A 13,842-nucleotide genomic window follows, 5' to 3' on the forward strand; every position below is an offset into this window, starting at 1 on the left:
GCCCCTGCTCCGACGCGGACCCCGGCTTCCGGCCCGGAGCGGGCGGCGGCTCAGGCCGACGCGGGAAGGGGCGGCACCGGAAGTGCCGGTGGGGTCGCGGGTCCGTCCGAGGCGCGCGACGACCTGCTCGAAGAGGCGATGGGCCAGCTCGACCGCATGGTGGGTCTTGAGCCCGTGAAGCGACAGCTCCGCACGCTGACCGCACAGCTCCGGATGGCCGCCGTACGGCGGGAGCAGGGGCTCTCCGCGACCACCGCACCGCTGCACTTCGTCTTCGCGGGCCCGCCGGGAACCGGCAAGACGACCGTGGCCAGGGTCATCGGCAAGGTGTTCGCCGGGCTCGGACTGCTGGAGCGCGGTCATCTGGTGGAAGCGCAGCGCGTGGACCTGGTCGGGCAGCATCTCGGCGCGACTGCGATCAAGACGACGGCGATCATCGACTCCGCCATGGACGGTGTGCTGTTCATCGACGAGGCCTACGCCTTGATCAACAGTGGTTACGACGGGGGTGACGCCTTCGGTAAGGAGGCCGTCCAGGTCCTTCTCAAACGGGCCGAGGACGATCGTGATCGCCTGGTGGTCATCCTTGCCGGATATCCGGACGAGATCGGTGAGTTGCTCTCGACCAACCCCGGACTCGCCTCCCGGTTCACCACACGCGTGGACTTCCCGTCGTACTCGGCGGAGGAACTCGCGGAGATCGCCCGCACCGTCCTGGAAGAACAGGGTGACGTGCTGGACCCGGACGCGCGCGTCGCATTGGAGGCGTGCTGTGAGCGTGCCGTCAGCGAGGGACGTGTCGACCGGCTGGGCAATGGACGCTTCGCCCGGGAGCTGTGCCGGAAGGCCACCGGCCGCAGGGACCTCCGGCTCTACGAGACGCACGGCAGCTCCGGGGCCCCGGACCGTACGGAGCTGGTCACGCTGCTCTTGGACGACGTGATGGACGCCTACCACGAGCTGGCGGAGAACGCCGCTCCCGCGGACTGAGTCGCGTATGGCCCGATCGGCAACGTGCCGACTACGCCGGGCCCGTGGCGGGGGCGGCGAGGATCGCGTACGCCATCGCGGAGAGGTTCGCGGAGATCGAGGTGTACTGGGCGATGTGCGGCGTGCGCAGCAGACCGTTGATCATTTTCAGGCAGATCTGCACGTGCAGCCGGGCGGCCGAGGGGTCCAGGCCCGGTGAGATCTCCTGCACCAGGGCGGTCCATTCGGCGGCGTACTCGCGCTGGATGCCGAGAATGTCCGCCTCGACCTCGCGTTCACCGGAGCGGCCGATCTCCAGCGAACCCCACGCGCGCGAGTGCTCGACGTAAGAGCCGATCACGAGGCGCAGGGCCTCGTCCGGCGTGCTCGCGCGGGCGAACGCCGCGTCGAGGTCCATCCACAGGTAGTGCGAGCCGCGCATGTAGACCGCGCGGAGCAGGTCGGCCTTGCTGGGAAAGTAGCTGTAGAGGGTGGGGCCTGTGACGTCGGCGGCGGCGCCGATGTCGGTCATCGAGGTTTCCTGGTAGCCGCGGGACGCGAAGCGCGTGGCCGCCGCAAGCAGCAGGCGTTCGCGGCGGGAGACCGGGAGACGGCCCGTGTGCGGGAGGTGCTGCGCTTCGCCGGTCGGGACCAGAGGTGCGGAGGCGATGGCGTGCATGGCCGCGCGGACCGCCGTGCGGCGGTTCGTGAGCTTGGCGTGGATGGTGCTGGTGCCCAGGCAATTCAGGGTGGAGAGCATGGCCCAGACCAGCAGCTCTTCGTTGCCGTCGTCCAGGTCGTCGCGGTGTGCGCGCAGCACGCTCCGGAAGGCCGCGGCCCAGGCGAGCATCAGCCCGCGGTGCTTGCGCCGCTCCTCGGGCTCGGCGTAGCGCACCTCGCGGTCCCACAGGTCGGCCACCTGGGGGTGGGACGAGATGACATCGATCGCCTGGTCGATAGCGGGACCGAGGGCCGTCGCGGTGATGCCCTGCTCGAAACAGGCGAACGATTCCCGCAGTACGGCGTCCAGCAGGTCGCTCTTGTTGCTGAAGTGCCGGTACAGCCCACCGGCGGTGATGCCCACGCGTTCGGCGAGGGCGTTCATCGTGACGTTCGGATAGCCGAGCTCGATGAACATGTCGCGCGCTTGCAGGACGATCTGCTGCTTGCGGTCCTTCGGGCGTTTGCGTGGCGTGCCGACCGGCTCGGAACTCACCTGGTCGCCTCCTCGGCCATCGCGTGCACAGCTTGCGATCAGGGATCTTACCCGTCGCCGCGCAGGCCTTTGGGCCTGGGAGCCCCGCCCTCCACCGGCGGCTCTGGTCAGGCCACTTCGTTTGGATCAGTTGGTCGTCAGTCCGGTGTGCCCGGCTGATGTGGTCCCGGGCGGCGAGAAGTGGGGGCGAGAGGGCGCTCCTGGTATCGGGGCGGGCTGCTGATGAGCCCCGTTGCTGCCACCGTCGCGCGCCCCAGGCCCAGAAGACAACCACCTGCCACCCAGCGAGCGGGAGCGGAACCGGCAATGTCAAGTGCGCTCGCCCTGACTCCGCACGCCCACTTCTCAGCGTGTTCAGTCAACTGCGGAGGGTAGTTACCCGGCGAGGTCAACCACGACCACAGGGAAAGGAGTAGCTGATGCGCACACGGTGGGGAGGTATTCTCGCGGCCGCCGCGCTGGTCGGGCTGTCACAGGCCCCGGCCGCGGCGGATGCGAAGGCACCACAGGACTGGACGCGTCCATACGTCACCTGCGAAGACGGCTACGTGACCATCGGATACGACGGGGCGCCCGACGGCGCCTGGGACTGGGTGGGGTTGTACTACACCGAGCATGAGCACGAGAATCCGACCAGAGGACTGGCCGGCTGGTACGACGCCCTCGGCATCTGGCACAAGGCGTGGTACTGGTCAGCAGCGACCAGCAAACTGCAGACCGGCATCACCCGCGGCACCTTCACCGAAGCCGTGCACTGGAAGTGGTCCGAAGGGATCGACCAGTACATGGAGGACGGCGAAACCCGGGTGGGTCACATCAACTGCGAGTAAGCAGACCATCCCGCACACGAGGCCGGGTGACCGGATGGTCGGCGCAAGGAGAAGCAGCGTCTCCCTGCGCCACCCGTGCGACCAGGTGATCGCACTCGGCCCCGAACGGGTGCACGAAAGAAGTGGCCCCTACCGGCGGTCCGGAGGCAAGGGCCCGGATCGCCGGTACTCGTGGGGCAGGACGGCTAGGGCGGGGGCGAGCAGCATGGGGAACTGGTAGAAGAGCGCGATGACGGCAAGGCCGGTCCCGGCATCGGCGTCGTCCGGGAGGAGCTCGGTCAGCATGGCGACATCGACCGAGACGAAGGCGCCCTGGCCCCTTCCGGCGATCGCTATGCCCACGCAGAAACAGGCTGAAGTCCTGGGAGGCAAGGCTGACCAGCAGTCCGAGCGCGGTGAACAGTGCCGAGGCCAGCACAACGGTCTTGCGCCTGCCGGTGCGGTCGGAGACCCAGCCGAAGACGAGGGTGGTGACGACCGTCATGTTCGGCGCGAGGACCAGGACGAGCATGCCCAGGGCGCACTGGCGAGGGCGACACCGAAGTGGGCGAGCACGAACAGCGGTAGAAGCAGCGGGGGTTGATGGCGGCCCTGGAATGCCGCCGGTTCGGCGTCCTGGATGTGTTCTGTGGTCGGGGACACGGTCGTCCTCCTTTTCTTCGGGCGGAGGATGCTCCGCGAGTCAGCCGTGTTACACCGGCTTCGGTGAGTCGGTGAGTCGGTGAGTCGGTGTGTGTGGCGCTCCTCCCGGCTGTCGCGCAGTGGGTCGAAGGCGGCGGTAATGAGCAGGGTGGGCGGTAATCCGGTGCGGTCGGTCAGCAGTTGTATCGAAGTGCTTCGCGTAAAGACTTTAAACTTCGATGAAACCTTGGTCAATCCCTCGTATCAGCGGGGTCGATCATCTCGACGGTCTCGCTCGCGCCGAACCACCCGGATCGGGGGGCACCCGAAGACCCGCGACAAGATCGTCGGCGTCGCGGGTGAACTGGGCTACCGCTCCGCCGCCACCGTCGCCGAAAGGGCCCGCCGCCCGCTGTGAGACCGCCTGACGTCAGCGGCCCGTAAGGTGGTGTGCCACGGCGGCCGACGGGATATTCAGGTCGCGGGGATCATCGAACGGAGCTGTCGCCATGCCCGCGCTGGGACGCGCGCAGCTCCCGCTTGAGGATCTTTCCCGCGGGTGAGAGGGGCAGGGCGGTGACGAACTCGACGCTGCGGGGCGCTTTGTATCCGGCGATCAGACTCTTGGTGTGCCGCCGGATCTCCTCCATGGTGAGGGTGTGTCCTTCCCTGAGGACGATGACCGCGTGGACCCGCTCGCCCCAGTCGGCGTCCGGAACGCCGATCACGGCGCAGCTGGTGACGGCGGGATGCTGGGCGATGGCGTTCTCCACCTCGGTCGAGTAGACGTTCTCGCCACCCGAAATGATCATGTCTTTGATCCGGTCGACGACGAAGACGTACCCGTCCTGATCCATGTAGCCGCCGTCGCCGGTGTGCAGCCAGCCCTGCCGCAGGGCGGTCGCGCTCTCCTCGGGCTTGCCCCAGTAGCCCCGCATGATGTGATCGCCGCGCAGCGCGATCTCGCCGACGGTGCCGCGTTCCACCTCCCGGCCGGTGGGGTCGACGATCTTCACCTCGCCGTGTGCGGCGGCGCGTCCGGCCGAGCGCAGCCGCCGCCCCGACGCATGGTCGGCGCCGGTGAGCAGGGTGGCGATGGGGGCCGCCTCGGTCATGCCGTAGGCCTGGATGAAGTCGACGCCGGGGAATGCCCGCATGGCGCGTCTCAGGACCGCCTCAGGCATGGGGGAGGCGCCGTAGACGATGGAGCGCATGCTCGACAGGTCGTGCTGGGGCAGGCTCGGGTGGTCGACCAGAGCCTGGATCATGGTGGGGACGAGCAGGGCGGAGGTGGTGCGGTGCCGCTGGATCGCCGCCAGCACCGCCTGGGGTTCGAAGCCGGGCAGGATGACGTGGGTGCCGCCGACGAGGTTCTGCACGTTCCACAGGGCGAGGTCGGCGAGGTGGAACATCGGGGCGGAGTGCAGCATCCGCCCGCCGGAGACCGCGATCTGCCCGCTGGCCTGGCTGCCCAGGGCCGAGATGTTGGTGTGGCTGAGCATGACGCCCTTGGGTGTGCCGGAGGTGCCGCCGGTGTAGAAGACCCCGGCCAGGTCGTCGCCTGATTGCCCGGCGTCCGACGCGGGGGCCGGGGTGGCGGACGCGATCAGGTCCTCATAGCCGTGCATTCCGTCGGGGGTGGGGGCATCGCCGCAGTGCACGACGGCGGTGGGAGGAGTGTCCAGGCGCGGAACGAGGTCGGCGAAGGCGTCGTCGACGAAGAGCACTTCGGCGCCGCAGTCGCGCAGCGAGTAGCTGATCTCCTGGGTGCTCCAGCGGATGTTGACCGGGACCACGGCGGCGCCGATCCACCAGGTGGCGAACAGGTACTCGTGGTAGCGGTCGGAATTGCGGGCCAGCATCGCGACCCGGTCGCCCGGGCGGACGCCCAGGTCGCGCAGAGCACCGGCCAGCCGCGCGATCCGGTCTGCGGACGCCCGTACCGTGCGGGCGCGGGTCCCGCACACGGTCAGCGGGGCATCGGGGGACTGCTGGAGCATACGGCGCAAGGACTGGGTGAGCAGCATTGCGCCTCCCTTCTCAAGTCGAGTCGTGGCACCCTCCTGACCGGCAGGACGGCGAGGGCGAAGAGCGAGGCGAGCGTGGTGGCGAAACCGTCGAGCCAGGTGTAGGCGCCGAGCCTGATGAAACGAGCACGGACACGCCAGACACCGACGTCTGAGCTGCGGAGCGGGGCACGTCGAGTGACGAAGAGGAGCCCCAGGCCGCTGGGGATGTCGTCGATACGGGGCGGGCAAGGGCTCGTAAATCAATTGCCAGTAACCCGAGCTTCAACAGGTTATGGCCAGGCGCGCACTGGTTGGGAGTCTGCGCCCTGCTCGTCCATCCTGCAAGTCCCAGAATAATCGCCGCTGCACGCCCCTTGACACCTACTGGGCGCACGCCACAAAGTAAACGACCATTAGTTCAGAGCAGTACTAACGTGATCGGTCGCCCAGTAGGCCGCGAGGTGACCGGCTCGGTAGCGGCGACGGCGTTCGCTTGGTGGTAACCCTTCCTGCGTCGACCCAACGCCTCCACTCACCCCGGGTCCCGCGCCGACCCACAGCGGAACCGCGACCCGGTTCCCGGGGCAGGCCGCAGGCGAGCCCGGGTGTGCACCGCGCGCCCGTACGAGCTGGTTCACGCTGCCCGACCACCCCCATCTCACCGCTCACCGCCATGCTTCCGACGGATGGAACACCCATGCCAAACAAACGCCGCCGCGTCGTGACCTTCCTCTGCGCCGCCATGGTGGCCGCCGCGCTCACACCGGAGCGGGCCGCCATGGGCGCGGACGGACCGGCACCCCGTATCGCGCTCGCCTCGACGCCGGACAGAGGCCAGGTAAGCGGCGGAGACGCGCTGCTGCGGATCACGACGGCCGACCACGACGGGCCTGTCCACGTCGAGGTCAATGGTCGGGAAGCCGACGGGTTCCGGCGACAGCCCGACGGAACCTGGCTCGGCCTGGTCACCCACCTGAAGAACGGCCGCAACAGCATCACCGCCGAATCCGACGGCCACACCTCGACGCGCACCCTCACCAACCACCCGTCCACCGGCCCCGTCTTCTCCGGTCGGCAGGCGACACCCTTCTACTGCGAGACGACCGCGTTCGGCCTCGCCCCCGCCCAGCAGCCCCACTGCTCCGCGCCCACCAAGGTCAGCTACAAGTACCGCAGCAGACTCGGCACCTTCCTCCCCCTCGCCGACCCGGACCACCACCCGCTCGACCTCGCCACCACGACCGTGCACGGGCGGAAGGTCCCCTACATCGTCCGTGTGGAGACAGGCACCATCAACCGCGCCGTCTATGAGACCGCCGCGCTCTACGACGGCGATGACCCCACGCCCCTGCGCCGGGAGAGAGGCTGGAACGGCAGGCTGATCTACACCTTCGGCGGCGGTTGTTCGGGCGGACACCACCAGGGCGACGCGACCGGCGGAGTACTGAACGACACCTTCCTCTCCAAGGGGTACGCGGTCGCCTCCTCCACCCTCAACGTGCTGGAGACCAATTGCGGCATCCCCGTCTCGGCCGAGGCGGCGATGATGGTCAAGGAGCACTTCGTCGAGACCTACGGGCCGGTGAAGCACACGATCGGCTGGGGCGGCTCCGGCGGCGCCATCCAGCAGTTCACCCTCGCCGACGCCTACCCCGGCATTCTCGATGGGATCATCCCTATCGCCGGTTTCCCGGACCCCTTCACGCTGGAGAAGAGCACCGCAAGTGACTGCGGACTTCTGACCCGTTACTTCGCGAAAGCGGGCGGCTCCTTCACCCCCGAGCAGCGCGACGCGGTCACGGGCCTGCTGGAGTACAACAGCTGCGTCGGAGCGGACAACATCGACACCCGCACCGCGACCAAGCGCTGCGACAAGGCGGTCCCCCTCACGGCGCGATGGCACGCCCGACTCAATCCCGGCGGAGTCAAATGCACGATGATGGAGGCCTACGCCAACCAGTTCGGCCGCGACCCCGAAACCGGCTTCGCGCACAGCACCCTGGACAACGTCGGAGTGCAGTACGGCCTCAAGGCCCTCAACAGCAAGCAGATCAGCCCGGCCCAGTTCATCGCACTCAACTCCGCCATCGGCGGATACGATCACACGGGTGAGCCGGTGTCCCGGCGCTCCGAGGCGGACCCGCAGGCCCTGAAGGCCGCCTACCGAGGCGACCTGCGCAACAGCATGCGTCTGGGACTGCGCGGCACACCGATCATCGACCACCGCCTCTACTCGGACCGGGTGCCCTTCGACGTCCACACCGCCCACTGGTCCTACGTCACCCGGGCACGACTGCGGGAGGCCAACGGAACCTCGGCCAACCATGTGATCATCGAAAGCGAGCTGAGGATCGCGGAGAGCCAGACCGCCGACGCCTATGTCGTGGAGTCGATGGACCGCTGGCTGACCAACATCGAGGGTGATGGCTCCTCCCGCAGCAAGCAGGCGAAGGTCATCGCGAACAAGCCCACGGGACTCTCGGACGGCTGCTACCTCACCCCCACCAAGCGGGTGCACACTCCGCTGACCTACCCGGCCAGCGGCCCCTGCGCGAAGAAGTACCCCCTCGGCGCGGACCCCAGGCTGCGGGTCGGTGAACCCAGGGCCGAGTCCACGCTCAAGTGCGCTCTGCGGCCGGTCGACTTCGACGCCTACCGGGTGCGCTTCACCGAGACCGAGAAGGCGCAACTGCGCAAGGCCTTCCCGCAGGGCGTCTGTGACTACACCCGACCGGGCCCCGGCCAGAACGAGCGGCCACGCACCTGGGTCGACTACGGCAACCGCTGATTCCGCCCCGCTGACCCGCTGACCCGCTGACCGCCGGTCGGTCAAGCGCAGTGGCCCGTCATTCGCTGGTCAGCACCGTCGCACGGGTGTCGGGGGCCGGTACGGTCCCCGCCGCCGTCAGGTCGGCGAGAATCTGCTTCTCGTCGACCGTGAGCAGCCTGCGGTCGCGCATCAGGACCCGTCCGTCGACGACGGTGTCGCGCACATCGGCCGCACCGGCGCGCGCTTCCCGGCCTCCAGAGAACCGAGCCGCCCCGCGAGCCCGAGTGCCCGCGCGGACTCGATGGTCGCCATGCGTACCGCCTGCTCGGCGCTGACGGCGGTCGGGTCGCCACCCCCCTTGTGTACGAGCGCTGCCATGCGTACCGCACCCAGCACGTCGAGCGTGTTGGAGCTCACCGCACCGTCCGTGCCGAGGCCGACGGTGACACCGGCCGACACCAGCTCGGGCACGCGGGCGATGCCGCAGCCCAGCTTCAGGTTGGACACCGGACAGTGGGCGACCGCGGTGCCCGTGCGGGCGAGGGCGGAGACCTCGGCGTCCGTCAGGTCCACGGCGTGCGCCAGCAGGGTGTCGGGGTCGAGCAGCCCCAGGGAGTCCAGGAGTTCGACGGGCCGCATCCCGTGCCGCTCGATGACGGTCGCCACCTCGTTGGCGTTCTCCGCCGCGTGCAGATGCAGCAGTGCGCCGTGCGCCCGGGCCAACGCGTGGATCGTGGACAGCTGCTCGGGCGCCAGGGTGTACGCGGAGTGCGCGAACACCACGGGTCTGGTGCCCGGCACAGTGGGGCGGGCCGCCAGCCAGGCCTCGGCCCAGCCGAGTCGCTCCGCGTACGGACGGTCGTCCGGCGGCTGCGGCACATCCATGAACGTCGGCGCGGCCAGCAACCGCCAACCGGCCTCGACAGCCACCTTCTCGGCCGCCTCGTGGAACCAGTACACGTCCAGCGCGGTCGTCACCCCACCCCGGACCGACTCCACGAACGCGGCCCCTATGCCCGCGGCGACGGTCTCCGGCGAGAGCAGCGCGGCTTCCCGAGGGATCACGCGCTCCAGAAAGCCCTGGAGAGTGACGTCGTCCGCGCAGCCGCGCAGCAGTGTCATCGCCAGGTGGGTGTGGGTGTTGATGAAGCCGGGCAGCACCAGGCAGCCACGCGCGTCGATCTCGACGGCCGAGGCGCAGGTGCGCCGCAGTCGGTCCGCGGGGCCGACCTCGACGTTCTCACCCGCATGTACCGCGACGGCTCCGTCGGGGACGACGGAGCCCGCGGAGTCGATGGTGAGGATGTCTCCGCCGTGAACGAGGAGATCGATGTCAGTCATGCGGTCGGCTCCGGCTTCGTGTCGATGGGCGCGCGGGCTCGAAGCCGACGGAGGCCATGAGTCACTCGAAGCGGCGAAGGCGCGGTCGCGAAGGCGGGGACGAGGACAGCGGCCACAACCGCTCACTCCTGGTCGACGACGTGCCCCGACCTCCGAACGCCGCGGCTCTGGCCGGACATTACGCAGACGTCGGCAAAGCGGGACCCGCGACAACCACGTACTTCGACGGTTGCGTGCTGCCGTGTGGTGTCAAGGCGGAATACTTAAGTGGCTGACCTGCTGAGCTGTAGTTCTGCTGACCTGCTGGATCGCGTCGGGGTGGGCTCTGGTCATGGAGCCGTGGTCACGTCGCCCGGACCGGTACGCCAGCGCCACCCCAAGACGCACCGCTGCCCAACATCGGGCGCAGCCCACCACGTTCGCACCCTTGACGTGAACACGGGGCTCGGTATGGTCTAGTCCAACGAAACGGAATCTTGTCGGCCGTCGGCACCACGGGCACCCCACGCCTGCCGTCGGACTGACTGGGCCCGCGTGCCGGTACACGGGTCCACCTCACCGGCACCTCGTTGTTCCCCGGCACCCCCACCCCCACGGAGTGAGCCATGCGTTCTCGCATACTCGGAACACTGACCGCCACCGCCGCCGCGGCCGCCCTGCTGACGATGGCCCCGCAGGCGTCGGCCGCCAAGCCTGAGCCCGCGCAGAAGAAGGCGGCCGCGTCCTTCGTCGTGAGCGAGTCCCAGTTCAACCAGATGTTCCCGAGCCGGAACTCGTTCTACACCTACAGCGGCCTCACGTCGGCGCTCAGCGCGTACCCCGGATTCACTCAGACGGGCAGCGACACCGTACGCAAGCAGGAGGCCGCGGCCTTCCTCGCCAACGTCAGCCACGAGACCGGCGGCCTGGTCCACGTCGTGGAGCAGAACACGGCCAACTACCCCCACTACTGCGACGCCAGCCAGCCCTACGGCTGCCCGGCGGGCAACGACAAGTACTACGGTCGCGGCCCCATCCAGCTGAGCTGGAACTTCAACTACAAGACCGCGGGCGACGCCCTGGGCATCGACCTGCTGCACAACCCCGACCTGGTGCAGCAGGACGCGGCCGTCGCCTGGAAGACCGGCCTCTGGTACTGGAACACCCAGAGCGGCCCCGGCACGATGACCCCGCACAACGCCATCGTCGACGGGCGCGGCTTCGGTGAGACCATCCGCGCCATCAACGGCAGCCTGGAGTGCAACGGCGGAAACCCCGGGCAGGTACAGAGCCGCATCGACAAGTACAAGCAGTTCACCCAGATCCTCGGGGTGACCCCTGGTGACAACCTGAGCTGCTGACCATCGGGCCGCCTGGGAGGGTCAGCCGGTCACCATGCCGGCTGGCCCTCCCAGAACCGTGCTGGCGCCGCCCCTCCCTCATCGAAGCACCCCCGACGAACCGCCGAACCCGGGGCCGTCAACAGTCGACGTGGGTCTCGATCCAGCTCTCCAGGCCTTCCGCGTCATCAGAGGGCGGCAGCTCGGCGGTCAAGCCGAGGGGCGAGGCGGCGAGTTGCAGATGGGTGAGATACCCGTACGGGCCGTTGTCCGCGTGGGGCCCCACGATCACGGCGTGTGTGGCGGTGCGCCATATGCGATGCGGCATCGGTGGGCCCGTCACCACGGCGGCATCGCTGGTGATGGTCCGCTCGGGGGTGGTCCCGAGACGGGCTGTCACGGCGTCCGCCGCCTGGGCGAGCACATCGGCGCACGCCCGCACGGTGGCGGGACGCTGGACGTGCCAGCCAGGAAACCGGCCCCAGTCATCCACGAGGTCACTCAGCCACGGCATGTTGGCGCATTCCTCGTCGTCGGGGTCGAGGGGGTAGAGCTGGCCGAACACCAGGAACATCCGGGCTTCCGGGTCTCCGAAAGGTGTCCCGCCCTCGGTGCACAGCGGGTGCCCGAAGCCCGTGCGATAGGAGTCCGTCAGGCACTCGTGCTCCCAGCTCCAGCCGCGCGCACGCAGCGCGGCGTCGACCGCGTCGAAGTCGTCGGCGGACTGCGGCTGTTGCGGCAGGGCCAGGAACTCCGCCACGGCGGCCGGGGTCAGCGGGCTGTGGGCCAGTGCGTGCACAGGGGTGGACATGGAGGGCAGGGTAACGGGGACGAAGCAACACGTCTTCGCGCCCCATACGTGGCGCCTGGGAAGGAGGTGCGCGCACCTTTGCGGTGCGCGTCACCTGTACCAGTCGTACTACTTGACGGACGTGTCCAGTGCGGCCAGGGCCTGGGCCCAGCGGGCATACTTCAGCTCGGCCAGGTCGGCCACCGTTTTGACTCCGAAGGCCTCCTGGAGCAGCTCACCGTCCCGGTCCGAGACGCCCTTCAACGCCGCGACGGGAGCCGCCAGGATCTCGGGCAGGCTCTTGTCGGCCCAGGCCTTGTCGAGCACCTTGTCGAGGTCGATCGAAGCCATGCGTCATCTCCAAGTGGTGAGAAGGGTGGGTGAGGGCGCGCCGGTGCACGCGGATGCCCGGAGCACCCGGGAGCACCTCGCTTCCTCTACAGACGTGTAGAAGCATAGGGCTGGGCCGAGTGCCCCAGGACCCATCCGTCGGCACCCGGCATGAAAGTCCGAAAACCGTTGCTGCTCGGGCCGTTGGCCCCCTTGAGCAGGCGCGGGGGTCGCGCACCCCACCCTCCGCCGAGGAACCCTTACGAGACGCTCGTTCCGGTGTACGGGCGCACGTGAACCGGTGTGCGTTGCTCCGCGTCGCACGGAGCAGAGCCGACGATCCAGGAGGCGTGGGACCGGCTCCAGTAATGCCGCCCCGCTTGCTTCGAGATCGGCGCCATCCGCGAAAGTCTGCTGGGGGGGGGCATGCTGGCCGGAATGTTCGCCGGAGCCCCGAACGGGCTGGAAAAGCGTCGTGTCGTCCAGCTCGATCCGCACCAGCTCAAGGTAATGGCTGCGAAACCCTGGACCTGCTCCGCCCCGGCCTGCCGGTTCTGAAGAGACAGGCCGGAGATCTCATCCAGGATGAGAGGCGACGACAGCACCGCCATCAGCGCGGCCGCGGCAGCGGCGACCGTGCTCACCGTCCTGCTGAACCGGCGAGCGAGCCAGCGGCATTCCGGTGGACGCGCGTGTCGTAAGCGTTGCCAGGATCTCGCCCGGGGGGCCGCGTGCCGCGGAATGATTACGTGACCTAGGCAATGCATAAAGCGGCTTGAATGGCCCGCGAAAACAGTTGGCTACGCAGAAACCCCGTACGTGCTGAGGTGCCGCGTCGGTATGGTTGAAAGGACAAGTTATTGCGCACGGCGCTCCAGGCGAGGAAATCGACGCTATGTCCATGGTGAAGGAAGACAGCACCGCTCCGTCCGACGACCACTTTGAGACACGTGCCGGTGTGCGGCGCCACACGTACACGGCCCGCGCCTGCCCCGTGAGCACCGTCATCGAAGCCGCGGAGACGGACTTCGCGGCGCGGTTCGGCGCAACGCCCCGTGAGATAAGCGGCTGCCTGCCTACCGACCTCCTCCGCACCAGTGAGGCCGAGCTGCTGCCGCGGCGCTTCACCGAGTTGCGCGAGGGCCGCACGAGCTCGTTCACCGAGCAGGTCACCGGCCAGCACGGCAGTGGCAAGACCTTCACCGCCGCATTGACGGCCACCGTTGTCGCCGGGCCGACGGAGTCGACCGGACCGGTCCTGCGACTGCGCCTTTCGAAGGGGGAGGACTCGCCCGACCGTGCGGTCCTCACCGAGCTCGACGCTCGCATCCTGGAGGGCGTGGCGGCCGGGCTGTCCACCGGCCAGCTGGCCGAGCGTCTGCGCCTCAGCCGCCAGGGCGTCAACTACCACGTGCGTCAGCTGCTGCGCCGCTACAACGCGGCCAACCACCCCGCGCTGGTCGCCCGCGCGCACACGCTCGGCCTGTTCGCCGCCGGGCAGTGGCCGCCCCACGTACTGCCGCAGCTCCTGAAGTAACGCGGGTGCGGTGCTTCCGGTACGGCCTTCGACGGCGGCGACCTGACCCCAGGAAACGGCGGGCACCCCGGTCCAGTTCGGAGCGATCCTGTCGGAGAGTGACGGAATTC

12 protein-coding genes and 1 pseudogene are annotated in these 13,842 nt (G+C 68.8%); 5 read left to right on the top strand and 8 right to left on the bottom strand.

The window, feature by feature from the left end; all coding sequences use genetic code 11:
• Positions 1–990 (top strand): AAA family ATPase (locus tag AB8Z36_RS02000; protein ID WP_369211418.1); only part of this gene is annotated, 990 nt, incomplete at its 5' end.
• A 31-nt stretch (positions 991–1,021) separates the two neighbouring features.
• Here the strand turns inward: AB8Z36_RS02000 and AB8Z36_RS02005 are convergent.
• Positions 1,022–2,185, bottom strand: a complete 1,164-nt coding sequence (locus AB8Z36_RS02005; protein WP_369211419.1) for a TetR/AcrR family transcriptional regulator — start codon at positions 2,183–2,185, stop codon at positions 1,022–1,024.
• A 419-nt stretch (positions 2,186–2,604) separates the two neighbouring features.
• Between AB8Z36_RS02005 and AB8Z36_RS02010 the strand changes: the two genes are divergently transcribed.
• A complete protein-coding gene (locus tag AB8Z36_RS02010; protein ID WP_369211420.1) occupies positions 2,605–3,015 on the top strand; it encodes a hypothetical protein in 411 nt (136 codons plus the stop codon).
• Between the two features lie 129 nt (positions 3,016–3,144).
• Here AB8Z36_RS02010 and AB8Z36_RS02015 read toward each other — a convergent pair whose 3' ends face one another.
• The 3 genes from AB8Z36_RS02015 to AB8Z36_RS02025 form a co-directional block, all read right to left on the bottom strand.
• Complete coding sequence (locus AB8Z36_RS02015) at positions 3,145–3,357, bottom strand: hypothetical protein (protein WP_369211421.1); 213 nt, start codon at positions 3,355–3,357, stop codon at positions 3,145–3,147.
• A gap of 138 nt (positions 3,358–3,495) precedes the next feature.
• Positions 3,496–3,657 (bottom strand): hypothetical protein, encoded by a 162-nt coding sequence (locus tag AB8Z36_RS02020; RefSeq protein WP_369211422.1) that lies wholly within the window; start codon positions 3,655–3,657, stop codon positions 3,496–3,498.
• A gap of 467 nt (positions 3,658–4,124) precedes the next feature.
• Positions 4,125–5,663 carry an acyl-CoA synthetase gene (locus AB8Z36_RS02025; RefSeq protein WP_369211423.1) on the bottom strand — a complete coding sequence of 513 codons (1,539 nt, stop codon included), beginning with the start codon at positions 5,661–5,663 and terminating at the stop codon, positions 4,125–4,127.
• Between the two features lie 679 nt (positions 5,664–6,342).
• Between AB8Z36_RS02025 and AB8Z36_RS02030 the strand changes: the two genes are divergently transcribed.
• Positions 6,343–8,433: a DUF6351 family protein gene (locus AB8Z36_RS02030; RefSeq protein WP_369211424.1), complete on the top strand. Its 2,091-nt coding sequence runs from the start codon at positions 6,343–6,345 to the stop codon at positions 8,431–8,433.
• A 58-nt stretch (positions 8,434–8,491) separates the two neighbouring features.
• Here AB8Z36_RS02030 and AB8Z36_RS02035 read toward each other — a convergent pair.
• Positions 8,492–9,756: pseudogene (locus AB8Z36_RS02035) on the bottom strand (amidohydrolase).
• Between the two features lie 605 nt (positions 9,757–10,361).
• On the opposite strand from AB8Z36_RS02035, the gene AB8Z36_RS02040 reads away from it, so the two are divergent.
• On the top strand, positions 10,362–11,096 hold the full coding sequence (locus tag AB8Z36_RS02040; RefSeq protein ID WP_369211425.1) for a chitinase: 735 nt from the start codon (positions 10,362–10,364) through the stop codon (positions 11,094–11,096).
• Between the two features lie 118 nt (positions 11,097–11,214).
• Here the strand turns inward: AB8Z36_RS02040 and AB8Z36_RS02045 are convergent, their stop codons facing one another.
• From AB8Z36_RS02045 to AB8Z36_RS02055, 3 genes are all read right to left on the bottom strand, one after another.
• On the bottom strand, positions 11,215–11,886 hold the full coding sequence (locus tag AB8Z36_RS02045) for a hypothetical protein (RefSeq protein WP_369211426.1): 672 nt from the start codon (positions 11,884–11,886) through the stop codon (positions 11,215–11,217).
• Positions 11,887–11,994: 108 nt separating this feature from the next.
• Positions 11,995–12,216: a hypothetical protein gene (locus tag AB8Z36_RS02050; RefSeq protein WP_369211427.1), complete on the bottom strand. Its 222-nt coding sequence runs from the start codon at positions 12,214–12,216 to the stop codon at positions 11,995–11,997.
• A 239-nt stretch (positions 12,217–12,455) separates the two neighbouring features.
• On the bottom strand, positions 12,456–12,839 hold the full coding sequence (locus AB8Z36_RS02055; RefSeq protein ID WP_369211428.1) for a hypothetical protein: 384 nt from the start codon (positions 12,837–12,839) through the stop codon (positions 12,456–12,458).
• Positions 12,840–13,096: 257 nt separating this feature from the next.
• On the opposite strand from AB8Z36_RS02055, the gene AB8Z36_RS02060 reads away from it, so the two are divergent.
• Positions 13,097–13,732: a LuxR C-terminal-related transcriptional regulator gene (locus AB8Z36_RS02060; protein WP_369211429.1), complete on the top strand. Its 636-nt coding sequence runs from the start codon at positions 13,097–13,099 to the stop codon at positions 13,730–13,732.
• Positions 13,733–13,842: the final 110 nt, after the last annotated feature.

Source organism: Streptomyces flavofungini (assembly GCF_041028215.1).
GTDB classification, from domain to species: domain Bacteria; phylum Actinomycetota; class Actinomycetes; order Streptomycetales; family Streptomycetaceae; genus Streptomyces; species Streptomyces flavofungini_B.

Bases quoted from the DNA above. Each gene is read 5' to 3' on its own strand.
- AB8Z36_RS02030 (WP_369211424.1), top strand. From the start codon at position 6,343: ATGCCAAACAAACGCCGCCGCGTCGTGACCTTCCTCTGCGCCGCCATG.
- AB8Z36_RS02025 (WP_369211423.1), bottom strand. From the start codon at position 5,663: ATGCTGCTCACCCAGTCCTTGCGCCGTATGCTCCAGCAGTCCCCCGAT.
- AB8Z36_RS02040 (WP_369211425.1), top strand. From the start codon at position 10,362: ATGCGTTCTCGCATACTCGGAACACTGACCGCCACCGCCGCCGCGGCC.
- AB8Z36_RS02045 (WP_369211426.1), bottom strand. From the start codon at position 11,886: ATGTCCACCCCTGTGCACGCACTGGCCCACAGCCCGCTGACCCCGGCC.
- AB8Z36_RS02060 (WP_369211429.1), top strand. From the start codon at position 13,097: ATGGTGAAGGAAGACAGCACCGCTCCGTCCGACGACCACTTTGAGACA.
- AB8Z36_RS02050 (WP_369211427.1), bottom strand. From the start codon at position 12,216: ATGGCTTCGATCGACCTCGACAAGGTGCTCGACAAGGCCTGGGCCGAC.
- AB8Z36_RS02010 (WP_369211420.1), top strand. From the start codon at position 2,605: ATGCGCACACGGTGGGGAGGTATTCTCGCGGCCGCCGCGCTGGTCGGG.